The organism is Marinomonas sp. HM11-D (assembly GCF_057626615.1).
This window is the reverse complement of record NZ_JBMMKT010000008.1, coordinates 68739-82860: the sequence shown is the minus strand read 5'-3', so window position 1 is coordinate 82860 and position 14122 is coordinate 68739. Positions and strand designations below refer to the sequence as shown.

13 protein-coding genes are annotated in these 14122 nt (G+C 50.4%); 8 read left to right on the top strand and 5 right to left on the bottom strand.

Features of this window, described 5'->3' with window-relative positions; genetic code table 11:
- Positions 1-53 precede the first annotated feature (53 nt).
- From ACOSVP_RS12240 to ACOSVP_RS12220, 5 genes are all read left to right on the top strand, one after another.
- Positions 54-857, top strand: a complete 804-nt coding sequence (locus ACOSVP_RS12240) for an AraC family transcriptional regulator (RefSeq protein WP_487347793.1) — start codon at positions 54-56, stop codon at positions 855-857.
- 184 nt (positions 858-1041) lie between these two features.
- Positions 1042-1776 carry a glycosyltransferase family 2 protein gene (locus ACOSVP_RS12235; RefSeq protein WP_487347792.1) on the top strand — a complete coding sequence of 245 codons (735 nt, stop codon included), beginning with the start codon at positions 1042-1044 and terminating at the stop codon, positions 1774-1776.
- Positions 1777-1780: 4 nt separating this feature from the next.
- Positions 1781-2443, top strand: a complete 663-nt coding sequence (locus tag ACOSVP_RS12230; protein WP_487347791.1) for a TVP38/TMEM64 family protein — start codon at positions 1781-1783, stop codon at positions 2441-2443.
- 4 nt (positions 2444-2447) lie between these two features.
- A complete protein-coding gene (locus tag ACOSVP_RS12225; RefSeq protein ID WP_487347790.1) occupies positions 2448-4166 on the top strand; it encodes an ArnT family glycosyltransferase in 1719 nt (572 codons plus the stop codon).
- Positions 4163-5164, top strand: a complete 1002-nt coding sequence (locus ACOSVP_RS12220) for an NAD-dependent epimerase (RefSeq protein WP_487347789.1) — start codon at positions 4163-4165, stop codon at positions 5162-5164. The genes ACOSVP_RS12225 and ACOSVP_RS12220 overlap by 4 nt, the downstream gene beginning before the upstream one ends.
- A 27-nt stretch (positions 5165-5191) precedes the next feature.
- Here ACOSVP_RS12220 and rluF read toward each other — a convergent pair whose 3' ends face one another.
- The 3 genes from rluF to ACOSVP_RS12205 all read right to left on the bottom strand — a co-directional run bounded on the left by rluF (position 5192) and on the right by ACOSVP_RS12205 (position 7608).
- Entirely contained in the window at positions 5192-6274 is a 1083-nt protein-coding gene (gene rluF / locus ACOSVP_RS12215; RefSeq protein ID WP_487347788.1) for a 23S rRNA pseudouridine(2604) synthase RluF, read from the bottom strand.
- A gap of 4 nt (positions 6275-6278) precedes the next feature.
- Complete coding sequence (gene rlmE, locus ACOSVP_RS12210; protein WP_487347787.1) at positions 6279-6899, bottom strand: 23S rRNA (uridine(2552)-2'-O)-methyltransferase RlmE; 621 nt, start codon at positions 6897-6899, stop codon at positions 6279-6281.
- A gap of 94 nt (positions 6900-6993) precedes the next feature.
- Positions 6994-7608 (bottom strand): LysE family translocator, encoded by a 615-nt coding sequence (locus ACOSVP_RS12205; RefSeq protein WP_487347786.1) that lies wholly within the window; start codon positions 7606-7608, stop codon positions 6994-6996.
- Between the two features lie 156 nt (positions 7609-7764).
- Between ACOSVP_RS12205 and ACOSVP_RS12200 the strand changes: the two genes are divergently transcribed.
- The 3 genes from ACOSVP_RS12200 (at position 7765) to ACOSVP_RS12190 (ending at position 12141) form a co-directional block, all read left to right on the top strand.
- On the top strand, positions 7765-9384 hold the full coding sequence (locus ACOSVP_RS12200) for an NAD(P)/FAD-dependent oxidoreductase (RefSeq protein WP_487347785.1): 1620 nt from the start codon (positions 7765-7767) through the stop codon (positions 9382-9384).
- A gap of 1 nt (position 9385) precedes the next feature.
- A complete protein-coding gene (locus tag ACOSVP_RS12195) occupies positions 9386-10120 on the top strand; it encodes a TrmH family RNA methyltransferase (protein ID WP_487347784.1) in 735 nt (244 codons plus the stop codon).
- 254 nt (positions 10121-10374) lie between these two features.
- The gene (locus tag ACOSVP_RS12190) at positions 10375-12141 is read left to right on the top strand and encodes a sensor domain-containing diguanylate cyclase (protein ID WP_487347783.1); all 1767 of its coding nucleotides are present in this window, start codon (positions 10375-10377) and stop codon (positions 12139-12141) included.
- Between the two features lie 27 nt (positions 12142-12168).
- On the opposite strand, the gene ACOSVP_RS12185 is transcribed toward ACOSVP_RS12190, so the two are convergent.
- Positions 12169-13812, bottom strand: coding sequence for a 2OG-Fe(II) oxygenase (locus tag ACOSVP_RS12185; RefSeq protein ID WP_487347782.1), 1644 nt, complete (start codon positions 13810-13812; stop codon positions 12169-12171).
- A gap of 130 nt (positions 13813-13942) precedes the next feature.
- Positions 13943-14077 carry a hypothetical protein gene (locus ACOSVP_RS12180; RefSeq protein ID WP_487347781.1) on the bottom strand — a complete coding sequence of 45 codons (135 nt, stop codon included), beginning with the start codon at positions 14075-14077 and terminating at the stop codon, positions 13943-13945.
- Positions 14078-14122 lie beyond the last annotated feature (45 nt).

Sequence of the window (14122 nt, the reverse complement as noted above, 5' to 3'; positions counted from 1 at the left end):
CTTGGCAGTATATGGCGTAACGTCTCTGTAGTATTTCGAGATAATGACAATAAATGCCTAAATCCAGACAAGCTCAAATCGACGTCATCACCGATTTTGGTCCGGCGGATCGCTCCGATGCGACCTTGGTTACCGAGCGCGCGATTCATCGAACTCAGGTCTCGGAAACCCCATGGCATGTGCATCAAAAAGGTCAGCTGATTTTGACCTTAAGTGGCTCAGTGACTAGCTATGTGGAGCAAAGCATGTGGCTGGTACCGCCCCTTTGTGCAGTGTGGATTCCTGGCCAGGTTGCGCACCGCAATACCTTTGCTGCCTACTCCGATGTGTGCATGGTGTTTATCGATGCCAGTCATGCCAACCTGCCTCAAACTGTTTGTACCCTGTCGATTTCTCCGTTGGTAAGAGAGCTGATTGTGCATATTGCGCAATTGCCGCGTGACGTAGCGGCAGTAGGACGCGAACGTTTGCAGCAGGTGTTGATTGATTTGTTAGAGCAAGCACCGCAGGAAGCATTTGATTTTCCCTTGCCAGTAGAGCCGCGCTTAAAAGACTTAGCGCAACGCTTATTGGCGGCACCCAATGATCGACGTAAGTTGGGAGACTGGGCCAAGGATTACAATATGAGTGAGCGTACCTTAGCGCGTTTGATCAAAGACCAAATTCAGCTGACCTTTGGCCAATGGCGCGCGCAGCTGCATATTGTGTTAGCGCTGGAGGGCTTGGCGCAACAGCATACCATACAGCGTATTGCGGACGACTTAGGCTATGAGTCGGTGAGCGCCTTTATTACCTTCTTTAAAAAACAACTCGGCTGCACCCCTAAGCAATATCAACAACAGCGCTGGGGACGCTAGTCGAGTCGATATCAGAAAAGTGCCCTGCTGCAATAAGCGTAATGTAAGAAAGTGCGCCTAAAATAGGGGGAAAATCGGCGACACTTTAGCACAGTCTTATGATTAAATTATTATTCCTTAAGGTTTTCTTAAGGTTAAAAACTAGAATAACGAAAACTCTGCCCAAAGCATTAGGATCCGGCCTATGAAACCAAGTTTGTCCGTAGTATTACCTGCCAAAAATGAGCAAGGTAATATTCGACCACTGATTGAGGAAATCTTTGCAGCCCTTAATCAACACACCACTTTTGAAATTGTCCTGACCGATGACGGCAGTGATGATCAAACCGGTCAAGAAGCCATCGACACCGCTAAACGCTTGGGCTGTCAGCTTAAAGTATTACGCCATCCCTACAGCTGTGGTCAGAGTACCGCGGTACATACAGCGATTCGTCATGCGGACGGTGAATTTATCGCGACCTTGGATGCGGACGGTCAGAACGACCCGGCCGATGTGGTGGCCATGTTAGAAAAGGCAAAACAGGTGCGTAATCCGCATGTCTGCGTGGCCGGTTACCGCAACAAACGTAAAGACACTCCTTGGGTACGTACCCAATCGAAAATCGCCAACCGTGTGCGTCAGTTCTTCCTTGACGATGGCGTGCCGGATTCTGGCTGTGGTCTAAAAGTGTTCCGTCGTGAAACCTTCCTATTGTTGCCTTACTTTGATCACATGCATCGCTTCCTACCAGCGTTAATCCGTCGTATGAATGGCGAAATTGTGATTCACCCAGTTAATCACCGTGATCGTGGTGCAGGCGTGTCGAAATACAATGTTTGGAACCGTCTCTGGGTCGGGATTGTCGATTTGTTCGGTGTGATGTGGCTACGTCGTCGTACTCGCTGGCCAGTGGTTGAATTGACCCACAAAGATCAATAAGTGCATGAAAATCTTAAAAATCGTTTTGCTACTGGCGCTCGCGGTATTGGCCTATGGTCAATCCAATAACGAGATCTGGCAGCACATCGCCGATAAGGATTGGATTGCCAGCTACGTCTCGACCAATGGTGTCCAAGGGCAATTGCTGTTGCTTGGCTGTGCGGTGTTATTCACCGCCATTGGCGCACCAAGACAGCTGATTTCCTTTACCTTCGGTTTTACCTTCGGTGCCTTGAACGGCACCCTATATGCTTTGCTGTGTACCGTGGTCAGCGCGGTGCTGGTCTATGTGTTGGCGCACTTTATTCTCAAGCAGACCTTGATCCGTTACTTTGGCCGACGTTACCAGCGCTTTTGTAACTTCGTCTCGGTACAGCCGTTTTCCAAAGTGCTACTAGCGCGCATTTTTCCAGTCGGCAGCAATGTCATTACCAACCTTCTGTCCGGCGTGGCAGGCGTGCCGATGCTGGCCTTTATCATGGCGTCCGCCTTGGGCTATTTGCCGCAGACGCTGATTTTTGCCTTGGCCGGATCGGGTGTCGGTTCCGCCAACGAGTGGCAGCTGATCGTTAGTATTATTCTGGGTATTTTCAGTCTGATGCTCACCAGTCATTTGTACCGCCAATATAAAAAACAACATGCTGGTGTGGTCGCCATAGGAGAGTAATCCCATGTTCTCACGTTTGTACGAACGCTTAATGAGTGATGATTACGGCAAGGTGTTGGCCGTATTGCTATTGATCGCCTTTGTCATCATCTTTGCAGGGATTGGCTTGCGTTCACCATGGCCAGCGGATGAACCGCGTTTCGCGGAAGTGGCTCGTGAGATGGTGACCTCGGGCAATTGGTTCTTCCCGATTCGCGGAGGTGAGCTGTACCCGGATAAGCCGCCAGTATTTATGTGGGCAATTGCCTTGTTCTACTGGCTAACCGGCAATATGAAGGTGGCGTTTTTGCTACCCAATGCCTTGGCGTCTTTACTGACGCTAGTGTGTGTTTATGACATCGCCGCCAAGCTTTGGAATGTGCGCACTGCACGAGTGGCGGGACTGCTCTTGCTGTTGGTGCCGCAATTTATGTTACAGGCGAAAACCGCACAAATTGATGCCATGGTGGCCTGTTGGATCACGGTGGCCATGTACGGTTTGATTCGCCATTTTTACGTCAAGGCTGACCTACGCTGGTTGTGCGTGTCGGGCTTCTTTATGGGCGTGGGCATCATTACCAAAGGCGTGGGCTTCCTGCCGATTTTGTTCTTTATTCCTGTTTACATCCAGCAAGCGTGGCAACACCGTCGTGGTTCCTGGCGCATGCTAGGGGAACCTCTGTTAACCCTTGGCTTTATGCTCCTAGCGGTGCTGTGCTGGTTGGTTCCGATGTTGTATTTAGCAGACAGCAGCGGTAATCCAGATTTTATCGCCTACCGTGACAACATCATGTTCAAGCAAACCGGCGAGCGTTACGCCAATGCTTGGCACCATATTTTGCCTTGGTGGTATTACCTTGTCGAAGCGATTCCATCGTTGTGGTTCCCGCTGTCGTTCATGTTGTTAAGCCGCAGCTTCTGGCGTTTCCTAGTGCGTCACCGTATTGCGTTGGTGTTGTTTGCTTGGGTGGCGTTGGTGTTGTTCTTCTTTAGTTGGAGTCCTGGTAAACGCGGTGTTTATATTCTGCCTGCCGTCCCCATGTTGGCGTTATTGATGTCGCCTTGGTTGGCACAGCAATCCTCAGAGCGTTGGATTCAACGCGTGATCAAGGCGTTGCTTTGGTTGGTGCCCGTGCTGCTATTGGTGGCGGCGGGTATGCTATTAGCTGGCAAAAAATCTCTCGTGGCGCATCTTGATGGCGTCGTTAGCCCGATGACAGTGGCGCTGTTCTTTGCTGGATCCGGCGTGGCTTGGTTGGTGATTTTGCTGTGGCAGCGCCGCGCACCTGCGTTGCAAGTGTTTGGCGCGGTGATGGCGGCCACTTGGTTACTGTTTAGTACTTGGGGCTATGTGGTGATGGAGCCGGTGCGTGCTGGGGCGCAAAAGATTATGGCGGATACCGCCGAGCGCATTGGCCCTGAGGCTGAGCTAGGCTTAATCAAGTTCAAAGAGCAGTTCCTATTATTCTCACCGATACCCTTGACGCATTTCAGTTACCTAGCGCCGATGGAAGAGCAGTACCGCAATGCTTGGTTGTGGATGCAAGAGCAGCCGAATCGTTATTTGTTTGTGCCAAGAGAAGAGCCAACCCCATGTTTTGATATGAGTGGTGGCGAATTGATGGGCATTGGTCATGGTGGTGAATGGCTATTGTTAGATCGCGATGACATGCTGGCTGAGTGTGCACCGCCTAAGGCTCTGAAGCGTTATCAGATGCCGTTTTCTGAGGATCGTGTGTTATGAAATTTTTAGTGACTGGCGCAGCCGGTTTTATTGGTAGCTATGTCGCGCAGCGTTTGTGCGAAGCAGGTCATACAGTCGTTGGCGTGGATAACCTTAACGACTATTACGATGTCAGCTTAAAGCAGGCGCGTTTAGAGCATTTTGCCCATGACAACTTTAGCTTTCATACGCGCAGTATCGAAGACTACGACGCGCTGAATGACCTGTTCCAAGAAGAGCAATTTGATCGTGTGATTCACTTGGCGGCGCAAGCGGGCGTGCGTTACTCGATTGATAATCCGATGGCCTACGGTGCCAGCAACTTAACAGGCTTTTTGTCGATCCTAGAGTGCTGTCGTCATCATAAGATTGAGCATCTGGTATACGCGTCTTCCAGCTCTGTGTATGGCTTGAATAAGCGTATTCCGTTCTCTACTGAAGACAATGTCGATCATCCGATTTCCTTGTACGCAGCGACGAAGAAGTCCAATGAGCTGATGGCCCATTCCTACTCGCATTTGTACCAATTGCCGACCACGGGGCTGCGTTTCTTTACCGTGTACGGTCCTTGGGGACGCCCAGATATGGCGTTATTTAAGTTCGCTAAAGCGATCCTATCGGGCGAGAGCATCGACATTTACAATCACGGTGATATGCAGCGTGATTTCACCTTTATCGACGACATCGTTGAAGCCGTGGTGCGTATTCAGGATGTGATTCCGACCGCACAAGACAACGACAACAACACCCCGAATGTCAGTGCGACGGCGCCGTACCGCGTGTTTAACATCGGTCACGGCAGTCCTGTGAAACTGATGGATATGGTGCAAGCGTTGGAAGAGTCGTTAGGTGTCGAAGCGAAGAAGAACTTCCTACCCATGCAAGCGGGGGACGTATACACCACCTTTGCCGACACGGAAGACTTGTTTAAAGCGATTGATTTCACCCCAAGCGTGGCGGTGAAAGAGGGCATTCAACGCTTTGTTGATTGGTACAAAGCGTTTTATAAGGTTCAGTAGTACCTGACACAAGGTAGCCGCGAATGCTTAGCGGCTACGCCCACCTTTGCCTGCAGGTTTGGCTGGCTTACCGCGACCTGCGCCGGCGCCCGCTTTGCCGTTTGGCATCGGCTTGCTGCGACCCGCACCGCCTTTTCCTGCTGGTGCTGGCTTGCCAGCGTTTCCTTGCGGTTTACCACCTTTGCCATTGGGTTTGCCTTGCGCAGGCGCACCACGACCATTGGCGGGTTTACCGCGACCGCCTGCAGCGGGTTTTCCGCCAGCAGGACGGCTCTGACTACCTGTACCGGGGCCACCGACACGAGGCTTGCCGTCACGGTTGCCTTTGCCTTGTCCTTGAGGGCGCGGCTTGGGTTTACGTGGGTTGGAGGCTTTGGGCGCCGCATTGCCGTCTGAATCTTTGGTCATGTCAGCAATGGTGGCGATCTCTTTTGGCGTCAGATCGCGCCAGTCACCCAAGGCAAGGCCTTTTAGAGCAACGTTCATAATACGAATGCGCTCAAGCTGGACCACTTCGTAGCCAAAGTGCTCTGCCATGCGGCGAATTTGGCGGTTTAAGCCCTGTACCAAGGTGATGTTGAAGACAAAGGTCGACTCTTTATGCACCTTACATTTCTTGGTCATTTGACCCAAGATCGGCACACCGTTGCTCATACCTTCGATAAAGGCATCGGTGATCGGTTTGTTGACCGTCACTAGATATTCTTTTTCGTGGTTGTTCGAGGCACGTAGGATCTTGTTTACCAAGTCGCCATTATTGGTCATAAAGATCAGACCTTGGGAGTCTTTGTCCAAGCGACCAATCGGGAAAATACGCGCGCCGTGTTTCACAAAGCTAACAATGTTGTTCGGTTCGCTGGCTTCGGTGGTACTGACAATGCCCACTGGTTTGTTCACGGCGATAAAGATCAGATCTTCTTCTTCCATCGGATCGATGGTTTGGCCGTTTACTTTGACCAAATCACCTGGTGATACTTGATCACCAACGCCAGCGCGTTTGCCATTGATAAACACGCAGCCTTGTTCAATAAAACGGTCCGCTTCACGACGGGAGCAAAGGCCGCTTTCACTGATGTATTTGTTGAGACGAATCGAAGTTTTTAGTTGCATCGGATTAGCCTTTGAAACCACGGCCAACAAGGTACACTTCGCGTGAGCGCGCACGAGAAGAGTCCGGCTTACGCACCACGACCGTGTCAAAGTGCTCGCGCACCATCTTCACAAACTCTTCGTAACCTTCCCCGTGGAACACTTTTACCGCGAACAAACCTTTGGGCTTCAAGGTTTGAATGGCCATATCCAAAGCCAGTTCGACAAGGTACATGGACGAGGCTTGATCGACCGCGGAGACGCCGCTCAAGTTGGGGGCCATATCGGAAATCACCACATCCACCGGTGCGCCGTTGACCGCCGCCATGATTTGGTCGAACACTGCCTGCTCGGTGAAGTCACCTTGAATAAATTCCACACCCGCGATCGAGTCCATCGGTAGGATGTCCGATGCGATCACCTTGCCTTTCTCGCCCACCAGCTTAGACGCCACTTGCGACCAACCACCTGGTGCCGAGCCCAAATCCAATACTAAGTTGCCTGGTTTGATCAGCTTGTCTTTCTCGTTCAGCGTCAGCAATTTGTAACTGGCGCGGGAACGGTAACCGTCCACTTGTGCCTTTTTAACGTATGGGTCGTTGATGTGCTCTTCGAGCCAACGGTTACTGCTTTTTGATCGAGCCATGGTGATTTCGCTACCGGATTGAGTAAAAACGCTATTGTAACCGTTGCCAGCGAATCAGCAAAGGAAGCAAGCCTTTGCTGTGCTCTGAAATGAGCTAGGCGGATAATAAAATCTTGCCCGCGAGCGCTACTAGAATGGCACCGGATAAACGGTCAATGATCACAGCTTTGCGACGTAATGTATCTAGAAGGCGTTGATTTGAAAGCATTAAGGTAATCAAGGTGTACCACAAACCATCGACGATTAAAGGCGTCATGACCATCAGCAGCTTGCCATCTATCGAATCGACGGAAGCGACAAATGGGCTAAATAACGCTGCGAAAAACAGTGCAATCTTAGGGCTTAACAGTGAAATCAGTAGGCCTTCTTTGGCGGACTGCCATACTGACATGGTTTGTCCGGCTTCCAGCTTCGCGGCGATGCCGCCTTTGGAACGAATGGCATTGACGCCCAAATAGATTAAGTAAGCGGCACCGGCGTAGCTGATGATCTGATACAGCCAGGGTAACTGATGGAAAACCACGGCCAAGCCGACCATGGAAATAAACGCATACACGCCAATGCCAAAGGCATGGGCCCACGCCGCAGCAAGGCCATTGATTTTGCCGCCTGCTAAACTGTGTTTGGTCACCGTCACCAAGCTTGGGCCTGGGGACATGGCGCCAAGTAAACAGATGGTTAACAATGAAAGCCAGATCGTCAGTGTCATGAGGTTCTCCTTGAAAGTGCGCTTACCTTAGCAAGTGGCCATGCCAAAATAAAATTATGTTTGCTATTTGCCACAGCGTATAATGCGACCACATATTACTTTTCGACATTTGTCGCCGGACAATCTTTTGCCGAGTCAATCGGCCAGGACCTTTCCATGATTCGTTTATCAGAACTCTCTTTACCCCTAGACCATCCAGAAGCTGCATTGCGTGAGGCGATTATTAAACGCTTAAACCTTGTAGACGAAGAGCTGTTGAACTTCTTTGTGTTTAAACGCAGCTACGATGCGCGTAAGAAGAGCACCGAAATCACCTTCGTGTACATCATTCACTTAACTACCAGCAATGACGCAGCGGTCTTGGCACGTTTTGAGGACGATGTGCATGTGAAAGCGGCACCGGATATTGAATACCACCCAGTGGCAACCGCGCCGGCCAACTTAACTGAGCGTCCTATCGTAGTGGGCTTTGGTCCGTGTGGCTTGTTTGCTGCGTTGACCCTTGCGCAAATGGGCTTTAAGCCGATCGTCTTGGAACGTGGGCGTAACGTGCGTCAACGTACCAAAGATACCTGGGCGTTGTGGCGTCAAAAGAAACTCGATACCGAATCCAACGTACAGTTTGGTGAAGGCGGTGCGGGCCTGTTCTCCGACGGTAAGCTGTACAGCCAAGTCAAAGATCCAAAATTCTACGGCCGCAAAGTGATGAGCGAATTCGTTCGTGCCGGCGCGCCAGAAGAAATCATGTACGTCAGCAAGCCGCATATCGGGACTTTCCGTCTAACCGGCGTGGTTGCGAAAATGCGCGAAGAGATCATCGAGCTAGGCGGCGAGATTCGTTTTGAATCAAAAGTCACGGACTTGTTGCTAGAAGACCAAAAAGTGACGGGCGTAGTGTTAGCCGACGGTTCTGAGCTGCACAGTAAACACGTCGTCATGGCGCTAGGTCACAGTGCTCGCGATACCTTCCGTATGCTGCATAAGCAAGAAGTCTTTATCGAGCCGAAGCCATTTGCCATCGGTTTTCGTATCGAGCACCCACAGTCCTTGATCGACCATGCGCGCCTAGGCAAATACGCAGGTCACCCTGAGCTGGGCGCAGCGGACTACAAATTGATTCACCACGCAAAGAACGGCCGTGCGGTGTACAGCTTCTGTATGTGTCCAGGTGGTACCGTGGTGGCTGCGACGTCTGAAGAAGGCCGCGTCGTAACCAACGGTATGAGTCAGTACTCCCGTAACGAACGTAACGCTAACTCCGGTATCGTAGTGGGCATTAACCCTGAGCAAGATTACCCGAATGGCATCTTAGCGGGTGTTGAACTGCAAGAGCGTTTAGAAGAAGCGGCCTACAAACTGGGTGGCTCGGACTACAAAGCGCCAGCGCAGCTAGTGGGCGACTTTATCAAAGGCCAAGCATCGACCAAATTGGGCGAAGTGGAGCCATCCTACAAGCCAGGTATCCAGTTATGTGATTTAGCGGATGCGCTGCCAGACTTTATTATCGAAGCGGTACGTGAAGCGTTGCCTGCGTTTGGTAAGAAAATCCGTGGCTTTGATCGTGACGATGCCATCTTAACCGGTATCGAAACCCGTACCTCATCGCCGATCCGTATTACCCGTGATAACCAAAGCTACCAGAGCTTGAACACCCAAGGTCTATACCCAGCCGGTGAGGGCGCTGGTTACGCGGGCGGTATCTTGTCGGCGGGCATTGATGGTATCAAGGTCGCTGAAGCGGTGGCATTGGACATTCTGAAGCAGCAAGGTGCTTAAGATGAAAATTGACCAAATCAAAAAGCTGCACCAGAAGAAATATCGCCAAGAGCTAGGCCATTGCCTAGTGGAAGGCGAGCACTTGGTGTTGGAGTTGGAAAATGCGGCCAAGCACAATCCAAAATTGGCGGCGGCCAAGCTTTATGTGACGGCGGATTATGCCGATTGGTCAACCCAGTTTGAAAAAATTGAAGTCAGCACCAAGCAGATGGCGGGCATGTCCGATACCAAGAGCCCACAGGGAATCTTGGCGGTCGTTCCGATGGATGCCATTTCTCCTGCCATCCCATCAGGAAAGGGTGACGAGCTGACTGGGATTTACCTGCATGAAATCCAAGATCCCGGCAATTTAGGCACCATTTTGCGCACGTTAGCGTGGTTTGGTGGTTTTCGCTTATTGCTAAGCCCTGGCAGTGTTGATCCGTTTAACCCCAAAGTGATTCGTTCGAGCATGGGTGCTTTGTTCCATGTGCCGATGGAATTGGAGGTAGACATCAGCACTTTGCCAGAGCGTTTTAACGCCATTGGCTGTTTAGACATGCAAGGTGAACCACTCAGCTCGCCAGCATTTAAACAGTGTGACTGCTATATCTTTGGCAACGAAGCGCGCGGTGTACCCCGTGAACAGCTGGACAGCCTTAAGGCCAAAGCCTTCACCATTCCTGGTGTCGGCTTGATCGAATCCCTCAATCTCGCCACCGCCGTGAATCTAAGTGTTTACGAGCGTCAGCGATAGTTAGAAACACAGCCAAAAGCGACGAAAAGGGGCGATATTCTAGGATATCGCCCCTTTTTCATTATTTTTTTAACAGGGAACGAGTATAACACTGCGCTTACATTTGCTTACATATCATCATTCTCTAATGTGATAATTTGTAATTGCTATAAATTTTTATTAATACCGTGCCGATACGATGTTAGGGAGTGATGCGTCGTTTGTCAGCCATCTTGAATTAGGAATGAAGGATGGTGTGTAGAAGGTGGTGCAGAATGAAACAGATTTCTATATGGGGCTTAATTGTCGTGCCCTTTACGCTTTTAGCCACGCTAGGTGGTGTGACGGTTTATCTGTTTTCAGCAATCACTGTTTCTAATGTCTCGGACAATGTCGGTTTGCACTATATGCGTGAGATTGAGACTCGCGTGTATGATCGGGTGACCGAGTTTATGGCGCCCCTCAACATCGTCGCAGAAACCAACCGAGACGCCATCGCCCATCATCCTGAGCTACTCGACAATCTCGACTTTGTCGCAGGGCGCTTTTATGAGCAGGCCTTGCCATACCCGTATATGACCTTTATTTCATTTGCTACGGCAGATGGTCGTTATGTCAATTCCACCCGCGATCCGTTTGGTAATTCGCATCATATTGCGACCAACTACACCACCGAGCCGAATAGCTTAGAAGCCTTTTACTATGATCCGGTAGCCTACGTTGGCGCGTCGATTAAGACTGAGCCTGCCTATAAGAACTATGACCCCACCACACGCCCGTTTTACCAAGATGCCGTGCAAGCGCATGGTATGGTGTGGAGCTCTATCACGCCGTATTTTGGCTATGACTCGCTTGGGGTGGGGCTATCAGCCCCTATTTACGATGCTAATGGCAAATTGCTGGGGGTAACGGCTACCAGTGTGGCGCTGGTTGCCTTGGATAAGTACCTGCAATCGATCGAATTGGCAAAAGGGTCGTATGTGTTTCTCGCGGAACAAAATGGCGATTTGATTGCCACCTCGCGCAATGAAGCCTTGTACGACACTAACGGCGGTAGCAGCAAACGTGTTTCATTATCGGCCCACAGTGATCATGTGTTTGTGCAAGCGGGGCAGCATCTACAGCCAGGCACTCAGCATCTTGATATTGAGGGGAAAGAGTTTCTCTACCATGTGCGTCCCGTGGAGCTACCCTATGGACAAACGTGGTATGTGGGGGTGCTGATTCCTGAGGCCTACTATAAAGACATTTTGACGGAATACTCGCAGGCGCTCGTGCTGATTGTCTTGGTTATTTTTATCAGCATTGCCTTGGCTGGCTCCTTGATCGCCCGCTTTATCGGGCATCCGATTCTACAGCTTAATAACGCGGTTAATTCCAACTCGCTGGAGCAGATTCGCAACATTTCGCCAGCATTAAGTTATGTGCGTGAGATCAACTCACTCGGCAAAGGCCTGCAGGGCATGGCGCACAAGCTAACCGATGTGATGCAAAACCTTGAGCAAAAGGTAGCGCAGCGTACCTCTTACTTAAAAAATGAAAATGAACTCTTGCTGGAGCAGAGTACCACTGACGAGTTAACGGGGTTGTACAACCGCCGTGGCTTTAACTTACTGTCGGAACAAGCCTTGCGCCAAGCCAATCAAACTGGCCAATCGTTTTGTATGGTGTTGTGTGATATTGACCACTTTAAGCGCGTAAATGATACTTTCGGTCACAGTGTCGGTGATCAGGCTCTGATTGGCGTCGCCAAAGTGTTGCAACATCACTTCCGTGCCCACGATATTGTCGCTCGCTACGGCGGTGAAGAGTTTATGTTAATCACGGTCAACATGAACAAAAACGATGTGCTAGATCGTTTAAACAGCGTGCGTCAAATTCTGCTTGAGCAGCCTGTGCTGGAAAATATGCCGATTACTCTAAGCTTTGGTATGACGCACTTTATAGCGCCGATGGATATTAGTTTGGACGAACTGATTAATGACGTTGATGCTAAGATGTATCAAGCCAAAAATACTGGGCGAGATAAGATCGTAGAGTGATAAGAGGGGGCTGAGATAGCCCCTTATTTAATGGTTAACGATCGGCTCGAGCACCACGGTTTTATCCCCTAACATGGTGCGCAGCGCCGCCGTGAAAAATGGGATATTCACTTGCTGGATGATTTCGGTAGAGTGAATGAAATTGGGGAAACTATTAATTTCGAGTAGTCGTGCAGAACCATCTTCGCGCAACAGCAAATCAATGCCCAGAAAGATATAACGGGACGAATCGGCTGCCAAACGGGTGGGCTCTAATACAGGGCTTAAGGTCTGAAGCAGCTGTTTAATAGCAGGGAAGTAGCGCTCGTACTCTGGGTAGTTGATCAGTTGCAGCATCTTCACTGGGCCGTCGTCGTTGTGATAGCCCGCATGGTCGATTTGCACCGCATAATCGGTGCTATTCGGATCGTAATCCACCCCATGTACCACCAAGAAACCGTTCTGGTATAGATAAATCGTTTGATTCCAAATCAAACAATAAGCACGGGCGGTAAACTTTCTGCCCTCGAATAATGCCAGATCAGTGACGCCCGCTTGGACGATGTGATGGGCGGGCAGCTCAGTGTTCGCCAAGTCAGCAGTGCTGACACAAGACATACCTTTACCGCCAGTGCCAAAGCGGTTTTTCACAAACCATAAGGGTACGGCTTCCCCTTGATGCTGCAGCGCCGCTTCGATCGAGAAATAGGTCTTGGGGGCGATGGATTCTAGCTGATGGTCAATGATGGATTGTGCCAAGGTCGCCTTGTTCGACAGGGCGTTCACAACGGTGCGATCCACTACTCGTAGAACGCGGGTACCTTCTGATACATCGCTCAGATCCAGTAAGGAGTTGCCGTAGGTGTCCCAATAGGTGAAGCAAATCGGCTCGGCTTTGCGCATCAAGACAGGGTCGAGCAGTGCCAACGCTTGTTGTAACAGCTTGGCAGCGCGGTTGATCTTATTTGCCATCAAGGTAGGTTCTTGTACTGCTGGGGGCACTTTCGACACTGCTGGGGCAGGTGTTTTCTCCATACCTGGGTATTGCGTAAAATCTTGCTTCTCCGTCATCGGGCGGGCATGGAACCAGATATTAAAGGCCCATTTCTCGCCAGAAATCACCGGTGTCCCCGCGTGTAAGCTGTCTGGATGCGGGTAGTTATAATCGTCGCTGACGTTATTGAAGAGGGCCATCCGTCCTTGCTTGGCTTGGACTTCGGTATTGAGTTTATCAAAGCGTGTGCCGCCACCGCTTTCTACGTCATTTAGATATACCAGAGCGGTTACCAAGCGTTGTCCACCTAGGTTACAGCAACGCTGTCCACGCGTGCTGGTTAGGTCGTAAGCGTCATAATGACCGCGATATTCTTGGTCGACACCGTAATGGATAACCTGCATGGCTTCGGCATTTTCCAATGGAATGCCAACGATCTGCGCAATGCGCTCGCCAATGCTTTTGACCGTCGCATCTTCGCTATAACGAATCCAACAATTGCTGCCGCTGCGGCCATCCACGATATCACTGTCTTCATCTAACGAGACTTTCGCTCTTTGTGTTTTGCCGCTCGCCAACGAGATGATATAGGCGCATTCCTCAGGGGTGAGCACGTCATCACGAAAGCCCACAAACGGTGAAGCATTCAACACCTGAGTGTCTGGGTAGATGGTTTTAATCGGAGCGAATTCGATCATAGTTTGTAGTGGTCCGTGCTGAAGTTGAAAGCAAGGTAAGAAAACTCTGATAGTAGCCTAACCTAGCAAGCGCTAAACAGACCCATGGCAAATAAAGGCTCTGCACCTGCTAATAAAATAGCTCGTTAGGTTATTCGGTGGCGTCATGAATGGTTTCTTTGGTGCTGTTCCAAATATCAGACGAGTCTTGTTTGACGCCTTCCCAAGTACTGGAGCAGCCACTTAGTAGCAGGGTAAAGGCGATCGCTAACAATGGAAATTTCATACGCAAACCTCATTTTGTGATTCGTTTTATAACCCTAGCAGAAAG

What these genes read in the sequence shown, in the direction of transcription:
- ACOSVP_RS12230 (WP_487347791.1), top strand. Translation starts at nt 1,781, where the DNA reads ATGAAAATCTTAAAAATCGTTTTGCTACTGGCGCTCGCGGTATTGGCC.
- ACOSVP_RS12205 (WP_487347786.1), bottom strand. Translation starts at nt 7,608, where the DNA reads ATGACACTGACGATCTGGCTTTCATTGTTAACCATCTGTTTACTTGGC.
- ACOSVP_RS12180 (WP_487347781.1), bottom strand. Translation starts at nt 14,077, where the DNA reads ATGAAATTTCCATTGTTAGCGATCGCCTTTACCCTGCTACTAAGTGGC.
- rlmE (WP_487347787.1), bottom strand. Translation starts at nt 6,899, where the DNA reads ATGGCTCGATCAAAAAGCAGTAACCGTTGGCTCGAAGAGCACATCAAC.
- ACOSVP_RS12235 (WP_487347792.1), top strand. Translation starts at nt 1,042, where the DNA reads ATGAAACCAAGTTTGTCCGTAGTATTACCTGCCAAAAATGAGCAAGGT.
- ACOSVP_RS12185 (WP_487347782.1), bottom strand. Translation starts at nt 13,812, where the DNA reads ATGATCGAATTCGCTCCGATTAAAACCATCTACCCAGACACTCAGGTG.
- ACOSVP_RS12240 (WP_487347793.1), top strand. Translation starts at nt 54, where the DNA reads ATGCCTAAATCCAGACAAGCTCAAATCGACGTCATCACCGATTTTGGT.
- ACOSVP_RS12190 (WP_487347783.1), top strand. Translation starts at nt 10,375, where the DNA reads ATGAAACAGATTTCTATATGGGGCTTAATTGTCGTGCCCTTTACGCTT.
- rluF (WP_487347788.1), bottom strand. Translation starts at nt 6,274, where the DNA reads ATGCAACTAAAAACTTCGATTCGTCTCAACAAATACATCAGTGAAAGC.
- ACOSVP_RS12220 (WP_487347789.1), top strand. Translation starts at nt 4,163, where the DNA reads ATGAAATTTTTAGTGACTGGCGCAGCCGGTTTTATTGGTAGCTATGTC.
- ACOSVP_RS12225 (WP_487347790.1), top strand. Translation starts at nt 2,448, where the DNA reads ATGTTCTCACGTTTGTACGAACGCTTAATGAGTGATGATTACGGCAAG.
- ACOSVP_RS12195 (WP_487347784.1), top strand. Translation starts at nt 9,386, where the DNA reads ATGAAAATTGACCAAATCAAAAAGCTGCACCAGAAGAAATATCGCCAA.
- ACOSVP_RS12200 (WP_487347785.1), top strand. Translation starts at nt 7,765, where the DNA reads ATGATTCGTTTATCAGAACTCTCTTTACCCCTAGACCATCCAGAAGCT.